Below are 21,903 nucleotides of genomic sequence, written 5' to 3'. Positions count from 1 at the left end.
TTAAAATAGACTAGATTTTATCTTTCTCAATCGCTTTCTTTTCGATGAGGAAAGAAACGATTAAACCTAAACCGCCAAAAATACCCAGGCAACCAAAATATACTGCAACGGCCTGCGATGTTTCTTCATGCGTCATTTCGCCGCCAAACATGTTTCTTACCGTTGCAAGCGCCACAAGCAGGCCAATACCCAGACCCACCAACAGTAAACCAAATTTTAAACTTAAATAGGGTTTTGGAGCCGATCTGCCCACACCTGGATTGATGCCACGCTCAATCATTGCCATTTTTTCTTTGTTTGATAAATAACGGATACCAAATACCATGGCAAATGCGCCTAAAAAAAGTGAAATGGGAACTAATATACCTTCCATGATTATAATTTTTAATGTAAATATTTTGTTTATTGAACCGTGTTCTGTGCATTATGACAACATGCTTTTTAAACAGGTTACACCCGTATTTAAAAAATATTCAATAAGCAATAATCAATCACCGGGTTATAGCCGGAAAACATTCCTATTTTTGTTGTATAGCCTTAAATTTTGATTGAACAACTCAGAAATATAGCCGTTTTTAGCGCATTAAGTGATGATTCATTGCTTGAGCTTGCCAACTATATCCAATATGTTAAACATCCAAAAGGTGCCACAATTATTCATGCGGACAAGGTAGAGCCCTATTTTTATGTACTTCAAAGCGGTATAGCCGCGCCTATTGCGATGGCGAGAACCAGCAAATCACCTTTTGGTTTGGCCAAAGTGGCGATGTGCTTTTTTCTTTTAACAGTTACATTAACAACCGCCCCGGTTACGAAAACATTGAGCTTTTAGCAAACAGCGCTTTAATCAGAATTAAACTGACCGATTTGTTTTTGCTGTACCAACAAAACCTCGAAATTGCCAACTGGGGTAGAAAGATAGCCGAACAGGAATTAATTGCTACTGAAAGAAGATTGATAGATCGTGCCTTTAAAGGAGCAGCAGAACGTTATCGCGAATTTGCTGAGCAATCGGCCGAGCTGATTAAAAAGGTAGCCTTAAAACATATTGCCTCCTATCTTGGCGTAACCCAGGTCACCTTAAGCCGAATCAGGGCAGCTCATAAATAGGTTCATTTTTTAACATTTGTAAAATGTTGCCCCAATTAGGTGTGTTACCTTTGCCGAAACACATTTATTATGAACTGGATTATCCTAATAGTAGCAGGCCTTTTTGAAGTTGGCTTTACTACTTGCTTAAAATTATCGAACAATTTCTCGAACCTGAAATGGAGTGCAGCATTCTTCATCTGCATTACACTCAGCTTCACCTTATTAAATAAAGCCACACAAACATTGCCTATGGGTACTGCTTACGCAGTGTGGACGGGTATTGGCGCTGTTGGCACCGTAATTATCGGCATTGTATATTTTCAGGAACCAGCTACTTTCTGGCGGATATTCTTTATCTGTACACTGATTGGTTCTATTGCGGGATTAAAGTTTTTTGCTTCTCACTAGTGCTCTGGCAAACCTGTGAGGTTTTAAAAACCTCACAGGTTTATTGAATAGTTGTTAGCCATCGGTGAAAACAAAAAGATTAATGTTTCACGTGTAACCTGCGTATCTTTAATGTAGTCTTACAGCTAAAGATGGAGCAAAAACTTACAGATTTAGAGCTGATCCAAAATATATTGGCTGGAGAAACCGCGCAGTATGCTTTGTTGGTGAAACGCTATCAGCGCTTTGTATTTACGCTTGCTTTAAGATTTTCGAAAAACCGGGAAGATGCCGAAGAAATAGCTCAGGATTGCTTTGTTAAAGCTTATAAAGCACTGGGAGCTTTTAAACAGACTTCGAAATTTAGTACCTGGCTGTACACCATTACCTATACCACAGCCATGACTTTTTTAAGAAAAAAGCGGTTAGATACCGACTCCATTCACAACGAAGAAACATTTTTACAGCTCGAAAACCATATATCGAACTTTAACGCCAACGACTATGAAAAACAAGATAGTCACACTTTTTTAAACCAGGCCATTAGCCAGTTAATGCCCGACGATGCTACCATTATCACCCTGTTTTATAAAGGCGAGCAAAGCTTGGAAGAAATTGGCGAAACGCTGCACATGGAGTCCAACACCATAAAGGTAAAACTGCACCGTGCAAGGCAAAGGCTTAAAGAAAAATTACAATATTTGTTAAAAGATGAAGTAAAGGAGTTACTATGAATACAATAGAACAGCAGCTTTGGGAGTATATTGATGGCACTTTAGACGAATCGGCCAATAAGGCTATTGAAGAAAAAATTGCATCTGATCCGGAAATTAACGCACAATACGAAGATCTCTTAAAACTTAACTCAGTTTTAGGCTCGCTTGATCTGGATGAACCCTCTATGTCTTTCACGCGGAATGTAATGGAAATCATTGCGGCCGAACCTGCACCCGTTGCCTTAAAAACAAAGGTAAACTCTGGAATTATTTATGCGATAAGCGGTTTCTTTGTGCTTTCGCTTTTGGGCATTTTAGGCTATGTATTTTATGAGGCCAAAGCTAGTTTTGCTAGCTTTACCCTACCCGATAAGTTCAACATTAATCTGAACCGATACATTACACCAACCACACTATATACTTTCTTATTTGTTGATTTGGTTATTGGCTTAATCCTTCTTGATCAGTTTTTGAGGAAGAAGGTGCATAAATAACCAGGCTGCAATCGCCTTTTCGAGCGGCCCCAATAGCGAACCACGTTGGTGCTTAGCGGAGCTAAATCTAGCATAGATCTCTCCGTTTCGCTTTGCTTCAGTCGAGATGACGCTCCCCTGCGCGTAAATAACGGTTGTACTTTACAAAGCTTTCAAAATCTCCAGCCCCTCCGGCCATACGCCAAAGCCAGAGTCGGCATTAATGTGGCCTGCATTGCCGATATTAATCAGTTCGCTGCCCCAATGCTGTGCAAAAAACGTGGCTCTTTCTAAAGTTACCCACTCATCGTTGGCACTGGTTACTACTATCGTTTTAAAGTTAATTTTATCGAGTGGAACATGGTCAAAACCAACTGTTGGGAAAGTATATTTCGGTGCATCAAGATCGCTGGGGCAACCAGTAAAGCACCTTTAACGTGTTTTTGGTAACGCTTTGCCCAGTTAGCGATGGCCGTACAGCCCAAACTATGCCCGATTAAAACTACGGTCGATAAATCATAATCTTCAAGGGCCTTGTCAATAGTTTCGATCCAATCCAGGCTGCTGGGAGCATCCCACTCCTGCTGGTTAATGCGCGTAAAATGATCGCCAAGTTTTTCGAAATGCGTTTGCCAATGGTTGGGGCCTGAATTACCCAAACCGGGAATAATAAAGTAGTGGACCATAAAAATAAAACGGAAGCTAAATACGAGCAAAAATAAAAAAGGCTGCCATCACAAGAGAGCAGCCCATCTGAAAATATGATAAATAAATTAAATTACTTTCACATTAACGGCATTTAAGCCTTTTTTACCGTTAGCAACTTCGTACTGTACTTTGTCGTTTTCACGGATTTCGTCGATAAGACCTGTTGAATGAACAAAAATTTCGCTATCGCCATTCGCAGGGATGATAAAGCCAAAACCTTTAGTTACATTGAAGAATTTTACTGTGCCTTCTTGCATTGTATTAAGTATTAAAATTAAGAATGCAAGGTAAGTTTTAATTTTTAAAATCAAAATAAAATTTTAACATTTTTTTAACGTTAAAATTTTGTAAATACCAGATTATTAAGGCTTTTTAATTGCCTTACCAATTATTGTTAAAGTAATTTCGCTGTTATGCGGCACGCCTAAAGTTGTTCCGGGAGCCACATCAAAAAGGTTTCGAACATAGATATCCGCAATCCCCTGAGCCACCTTCTTCTTGGCCACGGCATTTTCAGGAAGTACGTTATAAATTGTCTTAACATGTATACCGCCTTGAAAATCTACAACGGCAGCAACTTGATAGGCGAAATCTTTATATGCACGGTCTATTCTGATAATATATTGCGGAAACATGTAATCGTAAGCCTCGGTTCTGTTGTTCGCCCGATCTACGGTGCTGATTTTCTCAACCCGTGCAATTTTGCTTTTGGATATAAACTGAACCGGATCGGTAGCCGCAAATGCAGTGTCGCTATTCGCATTTACCTGGGCTGCGCGTTTTTCGATAAAAGTAGTATCGGCTTTAGTAGGCTTTTGTAATTCTTTAGCCGTTGTTTTCAGTTTGTTTTTGATGTAATCCTGGGCATAAAAGGTCATGTTTACATCCGAACGTACATCAGCAGCAATCACTTTTCCATCAACCTGAACGCGTTGAAAAACCAAACTATCCTTACTGATGTGTTTCACCTTGAAGAACTCGGCAGCGAAATTGTACACATTCCCGTGATCGTATTGCAGGTAAAAATTTTGCATTCTCTGCTTCTGCGGGCTCCATGCCGACATGGTGTCTTCTTTAACCACCTCGATTATCCACGAAGGTTTCTGCATAAACCCTTCAGTATTAAAAGAAAGTCCATCTTTAAACCTCCGCTTTACTTCTTCATAACGGATTCCTTTAACGGGCTCGAAAGTAAAATCGCGTAAGGTTGGGTCGCTGGTTTTAGAGCCAAACTTACACGACGAAAGCCACAGCACAAAAAAGAAAAAGTATAAAGTGTTTTTAAACATTGCAATAAAAAATATGCCCCTAAAATAAGTAATTATCCAAGAAGCCCTTTAAGTTTTATTTTTCTTCACTAATATTACATTGGCTACCTTACGCTGTCCCTCGTGATCCCACTTTTTATTGTCGGTAGGGTAATTAATTACACCATTAGTGCCCATGCCATTTACCCATAACGTAGTGGAGCCTCCTCCGTCAAAATTAATAGCACTGGTACAACCCAGCCAGCGCATGAGCCGGGTAAGCTCGAACAGGCTAACGCCTGCCGATTCGGCATTGCGACCATCAATGGTTAGCAGAATAACATGGCCATTAGGTTTTATGCCCAAACAGGTACGCGGATGGCGCAAACGGTTAAAAGCAGCGGTATCCAATCCTTCATCAATGTCATTGAACGTTAAGAGCGGACCGTTCAATAAAACATCAGCAGCTGTAAGCTGGCTTTCCCAGTCTGTGCTCCCATCCCATTTTACCATGCTTAATTTACCTTTCTCGATTACCACTCCGGCCTGCTGGTGCCTTGCCCTATTGCCATTTACGGCTAAATGGTTGGTATTAATGGTTTTTCCCTTCACGCGAACGAAATCAACCGATCCACCATTTTTAACATCAAAGAAATTTCCGTTTATGGCTGCCAGCGCGGTATCGCGTAATCCGAAGTCGCTGGTGGTAATCAGTTGCTTTTCTTCTGCTCCAATTGCAAAAATAGCTTTCCGTCCGGTATTTTTAATTTCTAAAAAAGAAATGTGCTGATTGGCTCCAAAGAGGTTTTGCCCGTTAAAATGATGCTGAAATAATTTAACTTGCCTGGCCACTCTGGTTCTTTGCCATTTGGTTTTTACAACAGTTAACGAATCCGCGTTTTGGCCGAAAGCTGATAAGCTGGTTGTAAATAAAGTAAATGCAAACAATAGTTTTTTAAGCATAACTCCGTTTTGCGCTAAAAATAAAAAACAGATGTGTGTTTAACTTAAAGCATCAAGAATTATACAAAACCAAAAAAGGAGCGATCAACTTAATGATCGCTCCTTTTTTTATTTCTGATTGAGAGATTTTTGAATGATTGAATGGCAAATTGCAATTCAATCATTTTTTAATTCACTCCTACTATTATTATTTTTTCGGATCTAAAATATCTTTAATCCTGATGCTTAAATCTTCGTAGTGTGCTTTGGTAATGGCATCACCCGCTGCAGCTCTTGCTTTTGTAGTAGCCAATAATGTTTTAAGCTCTACCCTAACCAATGGTCTGATATCTGATAAGCCAACGTTGATTGGTGTTAAACCATAACTTGCTGCGTAATCAGCCGGGAAGCCCATAGGAAGCTCGTTTTCTTTAGTCATTAAATCCTGTAAACGATCTACGTATGCGCGTTGCAAGTTACGTTTAAACGCATCTGCTCTGCCTGCAACAAAAACCGATGATCTTAAATCAGTAAACAGTTCTGGTAAAGTATAAGCTTTAGCCGCACCGTTTTTAGTTTCGTTGTCTAACAAACGTGCAATACGCGAAGGTGATAACAGGTTAGCAAGGGTATTGGTTTGAACACTTTTAATACGGTTTAACAACACACCATTATCGAACTTGCTCAACTGGTCGTTGCTGATTAACCAAAGTGGTGTAGTAAATAACTGCTGATTAAAGAAAGTAACAGCTTCTTTTTGTTTTGCTTTTGGTAAGTAAGCATAAACTGCTCCTTTTTGTTCGTAAGTTTTAAAGTTTTCGCTTAAACCACCCACATTAGTAGATACATGGCCCATATAACGGTTAAACTGACCAACAATCTCTGTGTAAATCTCTTTTAAATCGCTATAGTCTTTACCTTTCTGGTAAGTCCATTTTTCTACATTTGGTAAAATGCGTTTTAAGTTAGCAATACCATAAGTACTGGCTTTCATGGCATTGTCTCCTAAATCTTCGCTTTGTAAACGTGGATCTAATGAAGTACCTTGACGGCCGTAGAAGTACAATGGATTACCTGCATTTTTTAAAGTCCATTGATCCAGGATCTCCTTTTCCTGCTCAGCAGTTTTATTCCCCGGAATCCATGAATATCCCCATTTCACAACCCATTTATCGTACTCGCCAATTTGCGGGTGCAGTTTGGTTACACCATCACCTGGCTGGGCAATGTAGTTAAAACGAGCATAGTCCATAATAGATGGGGCTGTACCATGTTTATCAGTAAATGCTTTTGAACGTAACGAATCAACAGGGTAAGCATAGCTCGAACCAAAGTTGTGCGGCAAACCTAAAGTGTGGCCAATCTCGTGCGAAGAAACAAAACGGATTAACTCACCCATTTGCTCATCTGTAAATTTAGCTTTACGTACTTCAGGGTTAATGGCAGCAGTTTGTACAAAATACCAGTTGCGCAATAAGTTCATTACGTTGTGGTACCAGCCAATGTGTGTTTCCAAAATCTGTCCGGTACGTGGGTCGCTAATGTGCGGACCGTAAGCATTTGCAATATCTGAAGCGAAATAACGTACTACTGAATATCTCGAATCTTCTACGCTAAACTGAGGATCTTGCTGTGCAGTTGGAGCTTCTTTACCCATAATGGCATTTTTAAAACCAGCGGCTTCGAAAGCTACCTGCCAATCGTTAATACCCTGAATTAAGAATGGCACCCATTTTTTAGGCGTTGCCGGATCGATATAAATTACGATAGGTTTAACCGGCTCTACCAATTCGCCACGTTTGTACGCGTTGGTGTCTTTAGGTACCAGGTTCCAGCGGTGAATATAAGCGGTACGCTCTGCCTTTTGTGCATTGCTACCGTAATCAATCTGCGACTGGCCAAAGAAACCTACCCTGTTATCCATAATTCTGGCTTTAACAGGTATTTTTGGCAATAACAGCATCGAGGTATTAAACTCGAAAGTAACCGCTCCGTTGCTGCTATCAGTTGGCGATTCGGCTGCACGGTAAGTTTTAGCTGTTTTTACCTCCACATTGATCGGGAAGGTTTTAACAGTATCGATATACGAGCGACCAGCATCGTACATGGTAACTTTATAGGCTTTACGGATCTGATCGGTAGCACCGATGGCCATTACATCGCCATTGTAAAAATCAGTTACATCGATTACTACACCTGTAGTGTCTTTATTATAAGCTTTAATTTCAAAACTGGCCAAAATCTGCGCAAGATTAGAGTTTTGAACTGATTCGTACATGTCGCTATTTGGATCAGCTTTGGTTGAGTAGCTTGGTACACGGATGAAAACCTGTTTACCTCTGCGCTCCCATTTCCAAACCTGCTCGTTAAGCTGCTCGCCACCATATTGCTGGTTGCCAACTTTAACGCCTGCCGGTACTTTAGCCAAACGGGTAACTACAAGCATTTCTCGGTTGATCATCGAATCAGGAATTTCGAAATACCATTTATCATCAACTTTATGGGTTTTAAACAAGCCATTGGTGGTTCTTGCTTTTGCAGTAATGATTTCTGAGAATGGTTTTATGCCCTCTTTTTTAGGGGCTGCAGCAGCAGCGGCTGGTGGTGTGGCAGGCGTTGCGCCTTTACCTTTTTTAGGAGTCTTCTGGGCGTATACCGAGTCCGTTGCGGCTACACCAAGTGCTACAATACCTGCTAAAGCAAGTATTTTAAAGTTTTTCTTCATGTGCAATTAAAAGTTAGTTTGCTTGGCAATTAAGAGGTTAAAGTTAAAGGCTTGTTACAAGCCAAGCACTATGTAACCGGAAAATTACGTTCAATTAAATTCGTTTCTCCAATTTTACCACTTTAAAGAACACTTGTTTATCACGATATACTTCAAAAATGATATTCCGCTCGGCCTTCGATTTAAACAGCTCGGTAAGATCGTTCAAAGAATAAGCCTCAACGCTTTTAAAGTTTACACCTATAATTTCGTCGTCCTGGCAAAGGCCTGCCCGTTCTGCCGGGCTATTGGGGTCTATTTCGCCAATCAGTAATCTTTTGTATTCTTTCTGGTCTAAATAAATCACCATACCAACCATATCGTGCTCGAAGGGTTGCTTGCTAAAACTGTTTGGTTTAATGTAGATAAAGCCCTGTTCGTAATTAATTTGAAGGTTAAATTTACGGAGCAGGTCGGCACCCAGATTTCCATTCCGTTTGGAGAGATCAATTTTATCTGAAATGGTTTTAAAATCGGGAAAACCGGCCACAACATCTTTAAAAGTATAATCGCCTAATTTAAACTTGCGCACTCTACCCACATAGCCTTTAATTTGACCGCTAAGGCTCATCCCTAAATTGGCACTAATGGTTTTGGCCGGCAGTGGAAATGCTTCTCCACCGAGGGTTTCGAGCGATAAGGCATGACTGGCTCCTGTATCAATCAGAAACCTGGCGTTAATGGTTCCGCCATCCGGAATTTCGATAGTAGCCATCAGGTAAGGTTTTTGGTTTTCGACTACAATGGGTATTTTTTCTCCACGATATTTGATCTTTGTGCCATAATTGTGCACAATAATCCTGTTTTCGTTATACCTGATCTCAACCACAAAGCTGTTAAAAAAATTATAGCCGATTAAGCCATAAATCTTAATCCCCAAATGCCCGGATAAATTAAAAAGATCTTCTTTTAAAATGGCCGTAGGCACATGATCCATCACCGCATTCCCCAAGCGGGCGGTAATATTTTGCGAAACAAAAGCTTCGACCGTTTCGATACCCAAACCCGAGACTTTAATTTTGCGGAGCATGTTAAAATTCAGCGAATCGATAATTGAAGGGTCGGTAACAATCATAGGCCCCACGCCAGTATCTAAAACAAAATCGTAAGGTCCTTTTCCATTTACATAGAGCGGAACAACAATCAGATTTTTAATGCATTTAAAGGTAATAGATTGCTTCTGCTGGTTCCGCCTGAAAGCAAACTCCTGGGCAGTTGCCTGAAAAATAGTCAAAACCAGGCCCAGGCAAATAATCAACTTGCGTAAACAGATTATTACAACAGGGCTATACTTGGCTAACATTTAACTAAATTTAATAAATTAGTTGATAATTGTGCTTCCCTAAATTTAGAACATGTTCCCTTTAAAAAAAACATATACTTTTTTTCTTGCCATTGCAATATGTATAAGCCTGTTTAGCGGCTGTTCTACCGATAAAATGATAGCTAAAAAAGTAGCCAGAACCTTTAAAAAGTCGGAAGCAATTAAACAGTACCAGGTTGGTTTTGCACTTTACAATCCGACCAATAAAAAGATGGTTTTTCAGCGGGATGCAGATAAATATTTTACCCCTGCCTCGAATACCAAACTCTATACCTTTTTTGCGAGTTTAAAAATGTTGCCCGATGTGATGCCTGCCTTAAAATATGTAGAGCGGAATGACTCACTGATTTTTTGGGGAACCGGAGATCCTTCATTTTTGCAGTTTGCCATAAAAGATAAATCGGCCTATAATTTCCTCCTGGCATCAAACAAAAAGCTGTTCTTTGCCCCCGGTCGTTATTCGGGTAGTTTTTTTGGCGACGGGTGGTCGTGGGATGATTACGATTTTTACTACCAGCCCGAAATTACCGAGCTGCCCATTATGGACAATATGGTTACCTCCACCTATGCTGGCCCAAATAAAATCAACATCGAACCCCGGGTTTTTAGCTCCTGCTTCGAAATCGACTCTACTAAAACCTCTGGCAATTTCCAGGTAAGCCGCGATTTCCTGACCAACACTTTTCATTATCCTGCGGTAGCAGCAAAGCCGGGCTACAACCAGCAAAACCCGTATAAAACCAGTCCGCAGCTTACTGTAGAAATACTATCAGATACCTTGCACAAATCAGTTGGTCTGGTTAACCTTAAAATACCAGCTAATGCTAAAACTTTACCTGGTGCAAAACGCGATTCGGTTTTAAAACACATGATGTTACCGAGCGATAATTTTATAGCCGAACATTTATTGCTGGTATGTGCCAACCAGATTGGCGATACTTTAAGCACAGTTAAAGCCATTCAGCACATAACCAAAAACTACCTTTCATTTTTACCCGATAAGGTAAAATGGGTGGATGGTTCAGGCCTGTCGCGCCAAAATTTATTTACCCGAGGGATAACGTGTACCTGCTCGATTCGATTTACAGTTTGGTAAATAACCCCGAAAAACTTTTTAATATGTTACCTGCAGGTGGAAAGAGTGGCACTTTGAAAAATGCCTACCCTAAAACCGATAAGCCCTTTGTATTTGGCAAAACAGGTTCGCTGGGTGGTGTACATAACCAAAGTGGTTATGTTTTAACCAAAAAAGGTAAAACCTACATTTATGCTTTTATGAACAATGGCTTTGTTAAGCCAACAGCCGAGGTACGGGCAGAAATGGTTAGGATAATTACTTATATACACGACAATTTTTAGGTTTAGCGCATGAACACGGCATTTAAAGCGATAAATCAGCCCCTAAGCAACAAAATAGCTGTTGATGGAAAAAGTTACCTGTATTTTGGCGGCACCGCATATCTGGGCATTCCAAAAAACACCGATTTTATTAAGTTATATATTGAAGGGATTAACAAATTTGGCTTAAATAATGGTACAAGCCGCACCAATAATATTCAGCTTGGCATTTATGATGAGGCCGAAAAAGTAGCAGCAGCGCGTTATGGTGCAGCAGCAGCGCTGATTACCTCGAGCGGATATTTAGCCGCACAGCTTACAGTTAGGGCCTTAGCCAACCTGGGCCAGGTAAGTTATGCCCCGGCAGCCCACCCTTCGCTTTGGCTAAATGCGCAACCCTCCTCTTCTGATTCTTTTACAGCCTGGAAAGCAGAAACTGTTGAAAGGATTAATGCTTCGACCGAACAAAACTGGGTGCTCATCAGCAATTCGATGAACAACCTTGTACCCGAGATTTACGATTTTACTTTCCTGAACGATATCGATGCCAGTAAAAAACTGGTGGTAATTGTAGATGATTCGCACGGCATAGGTGTAAACAATGGCGGGTTAAGTGCGTACTCTGGTCTACCCGAACGGCCCAATACTGAATATGTTGTGGTGGCCTCGATGGCTAAAGCACTGGGTATAGATGCCGGTATTGTTTTAGGCTCGCAGAAAATAATCGGCCAGCTTAAAAAAAGCCCTGTTTTTGTTGGGGCTTCTCCCCCGGCTGCCGCAGGTCTCTACGCCTTCACCAAGGCCGGAGAAATTTATCAGGCTGCCTGGCAAAAGCTCCAGCAGAATATTGATTTACTGGCTGGTAGCTTAAGTTCCACGTGGAAATACGAGCCCGGGTTCCCTGCTTTCTTAACTTACGACCAACAAATTGAGCAGCACTTTTTCAAGCAGCAGATTCTGATTTCATCCTTTCCGTACCCTAACCCAACCAGTGCTCCCATTAACCGGATTGTATTAAGCAGCTGGCACGAAAAAGCCGATATCGAAAAATTAATTAGCAGTATTAATGCATAGGGTCTCGCAATATTTTTTAATCTTTATAAAATGAAACGACTATTCCTTTTCCTGCCCCTGCTATTTATCCTCTCCACTTCTGTTTTGGCGCAAACTACCGATGTTTGGATTGTGAGGCATGCAGAAAAAGATAAATCGAACCCACAAGATACGAACCCGAGCCTGTCAGATGAAGGCAGAATCAGGGCCGGCGACCTCGCCACCTATCTAAAGAAAGTAAAGTTCGATGTAGCTTTCAGTACTCCTTTTAAAAGAACCCACCAAACCTTAGATTCTTTAATCGTTCAAAAAGTTGTAGATTATAAGGACGCTAAATCACTGGTGGATTCGGTTAAGAAAAATTACAGTGGAAAAACGGTTATTGTGGCAGCCCACTCTAATACGGTATTAGAAATTATTGAGGCTTTTGGCGGTAAAAGGCCAATGGAAATGCTCACCGACGATGATTACGACTACATTTTTCACTTAACGGTAAAAGACGACAAAGCGCGTGTAAAGAAAGACCAGTACGGTAGGCCACACCACTTGTAGTTGGGAGTTAACAGTTTTTAGAGTCGAGTCGGATGTTCCCAGCTGACTCAGATCTACATTTGGCATCTAGCCCAATCAACAAATGACCAATGAACTACTGAACCTTTAAAGCTTTTCAAAGGGAATATCCATCAGGTTGTAGTTTTTCCAACCCACGAAATCGTAGTGCCACCATTCATTTTCTAAAACCTTAAGCCCGTGTTTGGCCATAGTGCCGATTAGTAAATCGCGGTTCTTTTTTTGTTGAGGCGATACCTTTTCATAGTTAGCAGCCGCAGCCGCCGAAAAGCTATCATACGGAGTAGGCATAGGTATCTCTTTGCCTGTTTTTAAGTTAATAAGGGTTAAATCTACAGCGCAGCCCCTGTTATGTTTGGAGCCTTTGGACGGATTAGCCACAAAGTTCTTATCGCTCGCTTTTTTATAAAACTCAACCGTAATGGCATAAGGGCGGTAACCATCAAATATTTTTAAACCAAGGCCTTTTTTGTTCAACTCCTGCTGAATTTTCTTTAATGCCTCTACCACAGGCTTCCTTGCAAAGGCCCTTGCCTGTTTATACATTACTTGCTGCATAAAGTTATTTTTAGTAGCATAACGGATATCGAGCGCAATATTGGGGATCACTTTTTTAATCTCTACCAGTTCGTTGTTCGGATTCGATTTTACTGAGGCCTGATATTGGGTATAGGCGCTAACCACGACTAGTTTCTTCGTTGCGATAGGTTTGTTTTGGGAGGAGGCCGAAACAGCGATAAGGAGAAAAAATATCAATACATTGAACTTCATAAACGGTTATATTTAGATTGCTTCATCGTTTTTCTAACATCGAACAAACTCCAATAAAAGGATCGTCATCTCGACTGAAGCGAAGCGAATGCCTGCCCGTACAGGCGGGGAGAGATCTATGAAGGTAGATTTCTCGGCTGCGTTACACTCCGCTCGAAATGACGGATTATGACCTACTGATTCGAAACAACCAGTAATTCCAGATCTTTAAAAGGCAGGTTAAACATATCCGAAAGGTCTTTATTGGTACAATTGCCCTGATAAATGTATAGCGCTTCGCGGATACCCGGATTGTTCCAGGCCATGTTCACCAATCCACCCAATTCACCTATATCCAATAAAATTGGCGCAAAAATATTGGTTAGCGCATAAGATGCTGTTCTAGGCACCCTGGAAGCAATATTAGGTACACAATAATGAATTACATCATATTTGCGGAAAACCGGATTGGTATGGTTGGTTACTTCGGAAGTTTCGAAACAGCCTCCCTGATCAATACTTACATCAATAACCACCGAATGGGGTTTCATGCGGGCAACGGTTTCTTCCATTACAATGCAGGGACTGCGGCCGTGGGTTGCCCTGATGGCACCAATTACCACATCGCAGGTTACAATGGCTTTATTAAGCACAATAGGCTGCATTACCGAGGTAAAAACCCGGCTGCCCAGGTTATTTTGTAAACGGCGTAAACGGTAAATAGAGCTATCAAAAACCTTTACTTCTGCCCCCAGGGCTAAAGCGGTTCTTGCAGCATACTCGCCCACCGTACCAGCACCTAAAATTACAATTTCGGTTGGTGGAACTCCGGTAAAGCCTCCTAACATTAAACCTTTGCCTCCGGTAACATTACTCAGGTACTCTGCAGCAATTAAAATCGATGTCGAACCTACAATTTCGCTCATGGCCCGCACTACACTCAACACATTACCTTCATCGCGCAGGTTTTCGAAACACAGGGCATTAATTTTTTTATGCATCAATGCTTTCAGGTAATCCTGCTTTAAGGTACCGGTCTGTAAAGAAGAAAGCAGTGTTTGCCCCTTGTGCATCATGTCAATTTCTTCCAATGTTGGCGGCGCAATTTTTACCAGAATATCGGCTTCGAAAACCTCTTTTTTGTTGTAGGTTATTTTAGCACCTTGTTCTGCATATTCAGAGTCGGTAAAATTGGCTCCGATACCGGCACCACTTTCAAGGACTACACGGTGGCCATTATTTACCAGCAAGGCAACAGAAAGCGGGGTTAAAGCAATTCTATTTTCCTGGAAAGAAATTTCTTTGGGTATTCCGATATATAGATTGTTCTTTTTATTTCTGGTTTCGAGTTTTGCCTCTTGTGTTTGCAATAAACCCTGACGAGCTATATCGGCCATTCCTTCGCGTAATCCTGTAGCCATGTTGAATTAATATTTTGGTAGTTTTTAGGTTGTTCAAGGTAAGGAAAATCTGTTAATTAATTGATAACTAATTGTTATACCTTACAAAGACTAAACAATCGTTCATTTTCGTCTACCACACTAATTTCAACTTTGATATAATTTTCGGGCAATAACTCGGCTACCCGCTCCGGCCATTCAATCAGGCAAATGCCCCCTCCGTAAAAATATTCTTCGTAGCCAAGATCGTAAGCTTCGCGAATATCTTTAATCCGGTAGAAATCGAAATGGTAAACCGATCCGTTAGGACTTACGTATTCATTTACGATAGAATAGGTTGGACTGGAAACTACGTCTTCGATGCCTAAGTGGGCACAAAAGTGCTTAATAAAGGTCGTTTTTCCTGCGCCCATCTCACCTTCAAAAATGAAAATCTTTTCTTTACCGGCGAAGGCTAAAAGCTGTTCGGCTACCTGAGGTAAATCTGATAAACCATTTACTGTAATTTCCATGCTAAAAAAATAAAGGCAAAAGTAATACATAAATAAATTGCTTTTACTGATTTCTTAATATCAGCGCTAAAAGCCAAAAAAAAGTTAATATCTGTTTACCCTTCCTTTACCTGTTGTTTACCCTTTATTGGTACCATGTTAACCCCATGGTTACCCTGGCGTTACCTCCTGTTTACCTAAAAAGCGAATTTAAGCCAACATTTAGGTCGGGAGCAAGCCTTGTTAAGGTCTTGCTGATACCCATTTGGTAGCAACAACGGGGCGGTATCTGAGCCATATGAATAATTGCAGGGCAGGGCAAAAAAAAAGCCCAACTTGTAGATTGGGCTTTTTCTGGTAACAGGCGTTTTATCTCGGCGAATAAGTTACCACCGGAATGATCATCTCTTCGAGTGAAATCCCCCCGTGCTGAAAGGTTTCGTTATAGTAATTTACAAATTGGTTGTAATTGTTGGGATATACGAAATAACTGTCTTCGCGGGCAAAAATATAACTGCTGCTGATGTTGATTTTTGGTAGCATAGCATCATGCGGATTTTTAATCAGGAAAACATCTTTAGCATTAAAGTTCAGGTTTCTGCCCTGTTTATACCTCAAATTGGTATTGGTGCTTCTATCGCCAATAACTTTAACGGGCTTTTTAACACGAATGGTACCATGATCGGTGGTGATGATTACTTTAACCTTTTTCTGCGATATCTTTTTCAATAAATCCCAAAGCGGCGAATGCTCAAACCACGATAAGGTTAACGAGCGATAGGCAGCGTCATCGTTGGCCAGCTCGCGTATCATCTGCATATCGGTACGCGCATGGCTCAGCATATCAACAAAGTTGAAAACAATGGCATTAAAATCATTTTGCAACAGGTTGTTGGTTTGGTCTACCAAATCCTTACCCTGTTCAAAAGTTAAAATTTTATTGTAGCTGAATTTGCAGTCCCTGCGTAAAGTGCGTTTAATGTTATCGGCCAGAAAGGCTTCTTCATGCATGTTCTTTCCGCCTTCATCATCATCATTTTGCCAAAGCTGAGGAAAACGTTTTTCCATATCCAAAGGCATTAAGCCAGAAAAGATAGCATTTCTGGCATACTGTGTTGCCGTTGGCAAAATACTGCTGTACATATCCTCCTCATCAATACGGAAGTACTCCGAAATTAAGGGGTTAATGATTTTCCACTGGTCGTAACGTAAATTATCGATCAAGATAAAAAACACAGGGTAGTTTCGTTAATGTGCGGGAAAGCCTTCTTCTTTAACAGCTCGTTCGAAAACAACGGGGCTTTATCTTTTTCCTTAATCCAGCCTAAATAATGCTCTTCAACAAATTTCGAAAACTGGGTATTGGCTTCCTGTTTCTGCATGGTTAAAATTTCATGCATTTGCGGGTCATCCAGCTTTTCCAGCTCCAGTTCCCAGAAAACAATCTTTTTGTAAACGTCTACCCACTCATCGTAGCTCAGCTTATCGCCAAGGGTCATGCCCAAACGGCGGAAATCCTGCTGGTAGGCCATTGATGTTTTCTCGCTTACCAAACGCTTGTTATCAATCAGCTTTTTAATGGTAAGCAGCACCTGTTTCGGGTTAACCGGCTTAATCAGATAATCATCAATTTTACTCCCAATGGCATCTTCCATCAGGTTTTCTTCCTCACTTTTGGTAATGAGTACCACCGGCACGTCCGGATTCAGGTTTTTAATGGCCCCAAGCGTTTCAATCCCACTCATCCCCGGCATGTTTTCGTCTAAAAACACAAGGTCGAAATGTGATTTTCCGAATGCTTCAAGCGCATCGTTCCCATTGGTAAATGTGGTTACATTATAACCTTTATCATTTAACAATAATATATGTGGTTTTAACAGGTCGATTTCATCGTCGGCCCATAATATCTTAGTTTCTTGCATGTTTATGTAAAAATAGGTATGTATTGCCTTTTTATTTTGGCAGGTAAATCAAACTCTAAATAAAAATAGCAATTTTTGTACCGTATCTGTCTATTTAACTATTTTTAACGATTGAACAAGAAGAAAATCATAAATGATCCGGTTTACGGTTTCATAAGCATACCATCGGCCTTAGTTTACGATGTAATATCGCACCCCTATTTCCAGCGGCTGCGCTACATTAAACAACTGGGCATGACCCATTTGGTTTATCCGGGCGCATTGCACACCCGTTTTCATCATGCCCTGGGTGCCATGCATTTAATGTGTTTGGCTATTGGTTTGCTAAGAAGCAAAGGACATGTCATTACCGAAAGAGAAGAAGAAGCGGCCATTTTGGCCATTTTACTGCATGACATTGGTCATGGTCCTTTTTCGCATGCACTCGAGCATTCGCTGGTTACCGGTATTAAGCACGAAGATATTTCGGTAAAGCTGATGAACGACCTCAACATCCATTTTGAGGGCCGTTTAACACATGCCATTGAAATTTTTAACGGTACCTACCCCAAACGGTTTCTACACCAGTTAATTTCGGGCCAGCTCGATTTAGACCGGATGGATTATTTAAACCGCGATAGCTTTTTTACGGGTGTAAGTGAGGGGGTAATCAGTTTCGACCGCATCATTAAAATGTTTAACGTTCATGATGATGATCTCGTTATCGAAGAAAAAGGGATTTACTCTATCGAGAAATTTCTGATTGCGCGCCGGCTGATGTACTGGCAGGTTTACCTTCATAAAACCGTTATTGCAGGCGAGATGATTTTAGTGAAATTGCTTGAACGGGCCAAAGAGCTATCGGGCAGAGGCGAAGATTTATTTGCTTCACCATCGTTAAATCATTTTTTAAAGCATAACATTAACGAGGGCAACTTTTTTGAACAGCATGAAAACCTCGAACATTTTACCAACCTTGATGATCAGGACATTTATGCGGCTGTTAAAGTTTGGGTAAAGCATCCCGATAAAATTTTATCAACCCTTTGTAATATGCTTACCTCGCGTAACCTGTACAAAGTAGAAATGGGCAATGAAATGGAAAAGGCCGATCGGTTGGCATTTTTACAGGATGCAGCGGTTAACCTGCTCGGAATTAAGCCCGAAGAAGCCCGTTATTTTGTTTTTACCGATACGATACAAAACCGCGCATACAATGCCGGCGTTGGCAATATTAAGATTTTAATGAAAAATAACACCATTGTTGATATCGCAAAAGCTTCGGATTTATCAAATCTCGAATCATTGCAAAAAACAGTAGAAAAATATATACTCTGTTACCCCAGGGGCATTTAAGCTTATTTAACAAAATATTTAACTTTTACTGCCGTTTTAAGTCTTATTATTGTGTAAAATATACACAGCTTAACCGTTGCAGGTTTTTTTGTTCATATCAATTTAACATTTACCTTTGTACGATGCAATTTACTGCCAAGCAGATAAGTCAGTTTCTGAACGGTTCCATAGATGGTAACCCCGACGTAGCCGTTACCGAACTCTCTAAAATAGAAGACGGAAAGGAAGGCTCTTTGTCTTTTCTTTCCAATCCTAAGTACGAAAACTTTTTGTATTCTACTCAGGCATCAGTTGTAATCGTATCTAAAGATTTTGCCCCAACCCAGCCCTACACCAGCACTTTGGTGCGTGTAGAAAATCCATATAGCGCTTTTACTATCCTGCTGGATAAATACAACGAAGCAGTAAATGCACAAAACACACAAACGGGTATTGATAAAATGGCTTTCGTGCACCCAACTGCAAAAATTGGGGAGAATGTGTTTATTGATGCTTTCGCCTATGTGGCTGAGCACGCTGTAATTGCCGATGGCTGTAAAATAAATACGCAGGTTTTTATTGGTGCACATTCTAAAATTGGCGAAAACACTACTTTTTACCCGGGTGTAAAAGTTTACCACAATTCGGTAATTGGTAGCCGCGTAATAATTCACGCCAATACGGTTATTGGAAGCGATGGTTTTGGTTTTGCCCCTCAAAAAGACGGCACATACAATAAAATCCCTCAAATTGGGAATGTGGTAATTGAAGATGATGTAGAAATTGGCGCCAATACTACTGTAGACCGTGCAACCATGGGATCGACCATTGTAAAAAAAGGCGCAAAAATCGATAACCTGATTCAGATTGCCCATAATGTAGAAATTGGCGAAAACACCGTTCTAGCGGCACAATCAGGCATTTCGGGAAGCACAAAAATTGGCCCTAACAGTGTTGTGGGTGGCCAGGTTGGCATTGCAGGCCATTTAACCTTAGCCAAAGGCACCCAAATTGGGGCGCAGGCAGGCATTAACTTTAACATTACAGAAGAAAATAAACAATGGCACGGCAGTCCTGCCCAACCATTGCGCAACTGGATGCGCGCATCGGTAATTTTCAAACACCTCCCCGATGTAGAAAAAAGAATTAACGCACTCGAAGAGGAATTGAAAAAGCTTACAGCTGAACTGGAAAAGAATACATTACACAATGAACGTTAGACAAAAAACGATTAAGCAAGAAATATCAGCATCTGGTGTTGGTTTACACACAGGCGCTAATGTTACTTTAACATTTTGCCCTGCCCCGAAAATCATGGTTTTAAATTTCAACGCATCGATTTAGATGGGCACCCGATTATCGAAGCGGATGCTGATAATGTAACCGATACTTCGCGCGGAACTACCATTACCCAAAACGGCGCCAGCGTAAGCACTGTTGAGCACGTAATGGCTTCATTGATCGGAATGGACCTCGATAATGTGCTAATCAAATTAGACGGGCCTGAAACCCCGATTATGGATGGCAGCTCAATCCAGTTTGTCGATTTATTGGAAGAAGTAGGTACTGTAGAGCAAAATGCCGATCGCGAATACTTCACCATCCCTCATAACATTACCTATACAGAAGAAGACAGGAAAGTAGAGATTGTGGCTATGCCGCTTGACGACTACCGTTTTACCTGTATGATTGATTATAACTCGCCTGTTTTAGGCAGTCAGCATGCCGGCATTAACACCATTGCCGAGTTCAAAAAAGAAATCGCTTCGTGCCGTACTTTCTGTTTCTTGCACGAATTAGAATACCAGTTATCGCACAACCTGATTAAAGGAGGCGATTTAAATAACGCGATTGTAATTGTTGATAAAGAAGTTACCAAAGACGAATTGAGTCATTTGGCTAAGCTTTTCAACCGCAAAGATATAGATGTTGCCCCGCAGGGAATATTAAACAATATGGAGCTACGCTACCAGAACGAGCCTGCCCGTCATAAACTACTGGATATGATTGGCGATTTAGCTTTGGTTGGCATGCACTTAAAAGGCCATATTATGGCAGCACGCCCCGGCCACGCAGCCAATGTTGCCTTTGCAAAAAAAATTAAGGCAGCCATTAAAAAAGAGAAAAACAAAAAAGTACAAAAGGTTTACGATCCAAGTGCAAAACCATTATATGATGTGGTTCAGATTATGGACATTTTGCCACACCGTCAACCATTTTTATTTGTAGATAAGATATTAGAATTATCAAAAAACCACGTAGTGGGCGTTAAAAACGTAACCATGAACGAAGAGTTTTTTAAAGGGCATTTCCCTGGTGCGCCGGTTTTTCCTGGAGTAATCCAGATTGAAGCTATGGCTCAGGTTGGCGGTATTTTGGTTTTAAGTACCGTTCCAGACCCAAGAAACTATTTAACCTATTTCTTAAAAATAGATAACGTACGTTTCAGGGCACAGGTGCTTCCAGGCGATACTATTGTTTTCCGTTGCGATTTGCTCGAACCAATCAGAAGGGGTATTGCCCAGATGAAAGGTGTGGGTATGGTTGGCGAAAAAATCGTTGTCGAAGCCGAAATGATGGCCCAAATTTCAAAAGTTAAACAAGCAGAACCCGCTCAATAATGATACAACCTTTAGCATATATACATCCTCAGGCAAAAATTGCCGAAAACGTGGTAATCGAACCTTTTGTAGTGATACATAAAGACGTTGTAATTGGAGAAGGAACCTGGATTGGATCGAACGTGACCATTATGGATGGTGCACGTATTGGTAAAAACTGCCGCATTTTTCCAGGTGCCGTTATTTCCGGCGAACCACAGGACTTAAAATTTGCAGGAGAAATTACCACTGCAGAAATTGGCGACAACACTACCATTCGTGAGTGTGTTACCATTAACCGCGGCACTAAAGATAAATGGAAAACCGTGATCGGCAGCAACTGCCTAATTCAGGCTTATTCGCACATTGCGCACGATTGCGAAGTAGGAAACAACTGTATTTTCTCTAACAGCACCACTTTAGCAGGCCACATTACCATTGGTAATAATGTGGTACTTGCAGGCCTGGTGGCTATTCACCAGTTTGTTAAAGTAGGTTCTTACGCTTTCGTAACCGGTGGTTCCTTAGTACGTAAAGATGTTCCGCCTTATGTTAAAGCTGCACGCGAGCCGCTTTCTTACGCAGGTATTAACTCTGTTGGCTTAAGAAGAAGAGGTTTTACTAACGAGCAGATTGACGAAATACAGGAAATTTACCGTGTACTTTTCGTTAAACACAATAACGTAACCAAAGCTTTGGATATGATCGAAGCCGAATTTAAGCCTACTGAAATCCGCGACGAGATTGTAGATTTTATCCGCAACTCTAACCGTGGGGTGATGAAGGGTTTCGGCATGGGAAGCTAATAAAGG

The 21,903-nt window shown here is 41.0% G+C and carries 21 protein-coding genes and 3 pseudogenes; 13 read left to right on the top strand and 11 right to left on the bottom strand.

The genetic code is table 11. The features are described from left to right. Window positions 1-10 precede the first annotated feature (10 nt). Window positions 11-373, bottom strand: a complete 363-nt coding sequence (locus tag G7074_RS09930; protein WP_124558879.1) for a DUF6249 domain-containing protein — start codon at window positions 371-373, stop codon at window positions 11-13. Window positions 374-544: 171 nt separating this feature from the next. Here G7074_RS09930 and G7074_RS09925 point away from each other — a divergent pair, with 171 nt between their 5' ends. The 5 genes from G7074_RS09925 to G7074_RS09905 all read left to right on the top strand — a co-directional run bounded on the left by G7074_RS09925 (window position 545) and on the right by G7074_RS09905 (window position 2,689). Next, window positions 545-832 (top strand): cyclic nucleotide-binding domain-containing protein, encoded by a 288-nt coding sequence (locus G7074_RS09925; RefSeq protein WP_166208204.1) that lies wholly within the window; start codon window positions 545-547, stop codon window positions 830-832. 41 nt (window positions 833-873) lie between these two features. Continuing rightward, complete coding sequence (locus tag G7074_RS09920) at window positions 874-1,110, top strand: hypothetical protein (protein ID WP_166208201.1); 237 nt, start codon at window positions 874-876, stop codon at window positions 1,108-1,110. A gap of 69 nt (window positions 1,111-1,179) precedes the next feature. Beyond that, a complete protein-coding gene (locus G7074_RS09915) occupies window positions 1,180-1,500 on the top strand; it encodes a multidrug efflux SMR transporter (protein ID WP_124558881.1) in 321 nt (106 codons plus the stop codon). Window positions 1,501-1,631: 131 nt separating this feature from the next. Continuing rightward, window positions 1,632-2,213: an RNA polymerase sigma factor gene (locus G7074_RS09910; protein WP_124558882.1), complete on the top strand. Its 582-nt coding sequence runs from the start codon at window positions 1,632-1,634 to the stop codon at window positions 2,211-2,213. Next, on the top strand, window positions 2,210-2,689 hold the full coding sequence (locus tag G7074_RS09905; protein WP_166208199.1) for an anti-sigma factor: 480 nt from the start codon (window positions 2,210-2,212) through the stop codon (window positions 2,687-2,689). The genes G7074_RS09910 and G7074_RS09905 overlap by 4 nt, the downstream gene beginning before the upstream one ends. A 141-nt stretch (window positions 2,690-2,830) precedes the next feature. Here the strand turns inward: G7074_RS09905 and G7074_RS09895 are convergent. From G7074_RS09895 to G7074_RS09870, 6 genes and pseudogenes are all read right to left on the bottom strand, one after another. Further along, window positions 2,831-3,354: pseudogene (locus G7074_RS09895) on the bottom strand (RBBP9/YdeN family alpha/beta hydrolase). A gap of 87 nt (window positions 3,355-3,441) precedes the next feature. Further along, entirely contained in the window at window positions 3,442-3,633 is a 192-nt protein-coding gene (locus tag G7074_RS09890) for a cold-shock protein (RefSeq protein WP_010599196.1), read from the bottom strand. Between the two features lie 105 nt (window positions 3,634-3,738). Next, complete coding sequence (locus G7074_RS09885; protein WP_124558885.1) at window positions 3,739-4,665, bottom strand: hypothetical protein; 927 nt, start codon at window positions 4,663-4,665, stop codon at window positions 3,739-3,741. A gap of 48 nt (window positions 4,666-4,713) precedes the next feature. After that, window positions 4,714-5,586: a phosphodiester glycosidase family protein gene (locus tag G7074_RS09880; protein WP_166208193.1), complete on the bottom strand. Its 873-nt coding sequence runs from the start codon at window positions 5,584-5,586 to the stop codon at window positions 4,714-4,716. Window positions 5,587-5,773: 187 nt separating this feature from the next. After that, the gene (locus G7074_RS09875; RefSeq protein WP_124558886.1) at window positions 5,774-8,290 is read right to left on the bottom strand and encodes a zinc-dependent metalloprotease; all 2,517 of its coding nucleotides are present in this window, start codon (window positions 8,288-8,290) and stop codon (window positions 5,774-5,776) included. A 94-nt stretch (window positions 8,291-8,384) separates the two neighbouring features. After that, window positions 8,385-9,632, bottom strand: coding sequence for an aspartyl protease family protein (locus tag G7074_RS09870; protein WP_166208190.1), 1,248 nt, complete (start codon window positions 9,630-9,632; stop codon window positions 8,385-8,387). Window positions 9,633-9,684: 52 nt separating this feature from the next. On the opposite strand from G7074_RS09870, the gene G7074_RS09865 reads away from it, so the two are divergent. The 4 genes from G7074_RS09865 to G7074_RS09855 are packed head-to-tail and all read left to right on the top strand — an operon-like array spanning window position 9,685 to window position 12,596. Beyond that, the gene (locus G7074_RS09865; RefSeq protein ID WP_255456795.1) at window positions 9,685-10,749 is read left to right on the top strand and encodes a D-alanyl-D-alanine carboxypeptidase; all 1,065 of its coding nucleotides are present in this window, start codon (window positions 9,685-9,687) and stop codon (window positions 10,747-10,749) included. A gap of 23 nt (window positions 10,750-10,772) precedes the next feature. Further along, window positions 10,773-11,012: a D-alanyl-D-alanine carboxypeptidase gene (locus G7074_RS27570; RefSeq protein ID WP_255456794.1), complete on the top strand. Its 240-nt coding sequence runs from the start codon at window positions 10,773-10,775 to the stop codon at window positions 11,010-11,012. A 9-nt stretch (window positions 11,013-11,021) separates the two neighbouring features. Next, complete coding sequence (locus tag G7074_RS09860) at window positions 11,022-12,065, top strand: aminotransferase class I/II-fold pyridoxal phosphate-dependent enzyme (protein WP_166208187.1); 1,044 nt, start codon at window positions 11,022-11,024, stop codon at window positions 12,063-12,065. A gap of 30 nt (window positions 12,066-12,095) precedes the next feature. After that, a complete protein-coding gene (locus tag G7074_RS09855) occupies window positions 12,096-12,596 on the top strand; it encodes a histidine phosphatase family protein (RefSeq protein ID WP_124558890.1) in 501 nt (166 codons plus the stop codon). A gap of 105 nt (window positions 12,597-12,701) precedes the next feature. Here the strand turns inward: G7074_RS09855 and G7074_RS09850 are convergent, their stop codons facing one another. From G7074_RS09850 to G7074_RS09835, 4 genes and pseudogenes are all read right to left on the bottom strand, one after another. After that, window positions 12,702-13,385, bottom strand: coding sequence for a M15 family metallopeptidase (locus G7074_RS09850; RefSeq protein WP_166208184.1), 684 nt, complete (start codon window positions 13,383-13,385; stop codon window positions 12,702-12,704). Window positions 13,386-13,558: 173 nt separating this feature from the next. Then, window positions 13,559-14,785: an alanine dehydrogenase gene (locus G7074_RS09845; RefSeq protein ID WP_124558892.1), complete on the bottom strand. Its 1,227-nt coding sequence runs from the start codon at window positions 14,783-14,785 to the stop codon at window positions 13,559-13,561. Between the two features lie 74 nt (window positions 14,786-14,859). Next, a complete protein-coding gene (gene tsaE / locus G7074_RS09840) occupies window positions 14,860-15,276 on the bottom strand; it encodes a tRNA (adenosine(37)-N6)-threonylcarbamoyltransferase complex ATPase subunit type 1 TsaE (protein WP_166208181.1) in 417 nt (138 codons plus the stop codon). Between the two features lie 348 nt (window positions 15,277-15,624). Beyond that, window positions 15,625-17,177 (bottom strand): annotated as a pseudogene (locus G7074_RS09835) (PglZ domain-containing protein). 111 nt (window positions 17,178-17,288) lie between these two features. Here G7074_RS09835 and G7074_RS09830 point away from each other — a divergent pair. The 4 genes and pseudogenes from G7074_RS09830 to lpxA all read left to right on the top strand — a co-directional run bounded on the left by G7074_RS09830 (window position 17,289) and on the right by lpxA (window position 21,897). Then, a complete protein-coding gene (locus tag G7074_RS09830) occupies window positions 17,289-18,512 on the top strand; it encodes an HD domain-containing protein (protein WP_166208178.1) in 1,224 nt (407 codons plus the stop codon). 122 nt (window positions 18,513-18,634) lie between these two features. Then, window positions 18,635-19,711, top strand: coding sequence for a UDP-3-O-(3-hydroxymyristoyl)glucosamine N-acyltransferase (lpxD, locus tag G7074_RS09825; RefSeq protein WP_124558895.1), 1,077 nt, complete (start codon window positions 18,635-18,637; stop codon window positions 19,709-19,711). Next, window positions 19,701-21,112: pseudogene (locus G7074_RS09820) on the top strand (bifunctional UDP-3-O-[3-hydroxymyristoyl] N-acetylglucosamine deacetylase/3-hydroxyacyl-ACP dehydratase). Before lpxD ends, G7074_RS09820 begins: the two are co-directional and overlap by 11 nt. Beyond that, window positions 21,112-21,897 (top strand): acyl-ACP--UDP-N-acetylglucosamine O-acyltransferase, encoded by a 786-nt coding sequence (gene lpxA, locus G7074_RS09815; RefSeq protein ID WP_124558897.1) that lies wholly within the window; start codon window positions 21,112-21,114, stop codon window positions 21,895-21,897. Before G7074_RS09820 ends, lpxA begins: the two are co-directional and overlap by 1 nt. Window positions 21,898-21,903 lie beyond the last annotated feature (6 nt).

This window comes from Pedobacter sp. HDW13, from assembly GCF_011303555.1.
Classification (GTDB): domain Bacteria; phylum Bacteroidota; class Bacteroidia; order Sphingobacteriales; family Sphingobacteriaceae; genus Pedobacter.
The sequence above is the reverse complement of the archived record's forward strand: the minus strand, read 5'-3'. Positions and strand labels throughout refer to the sequence as shown.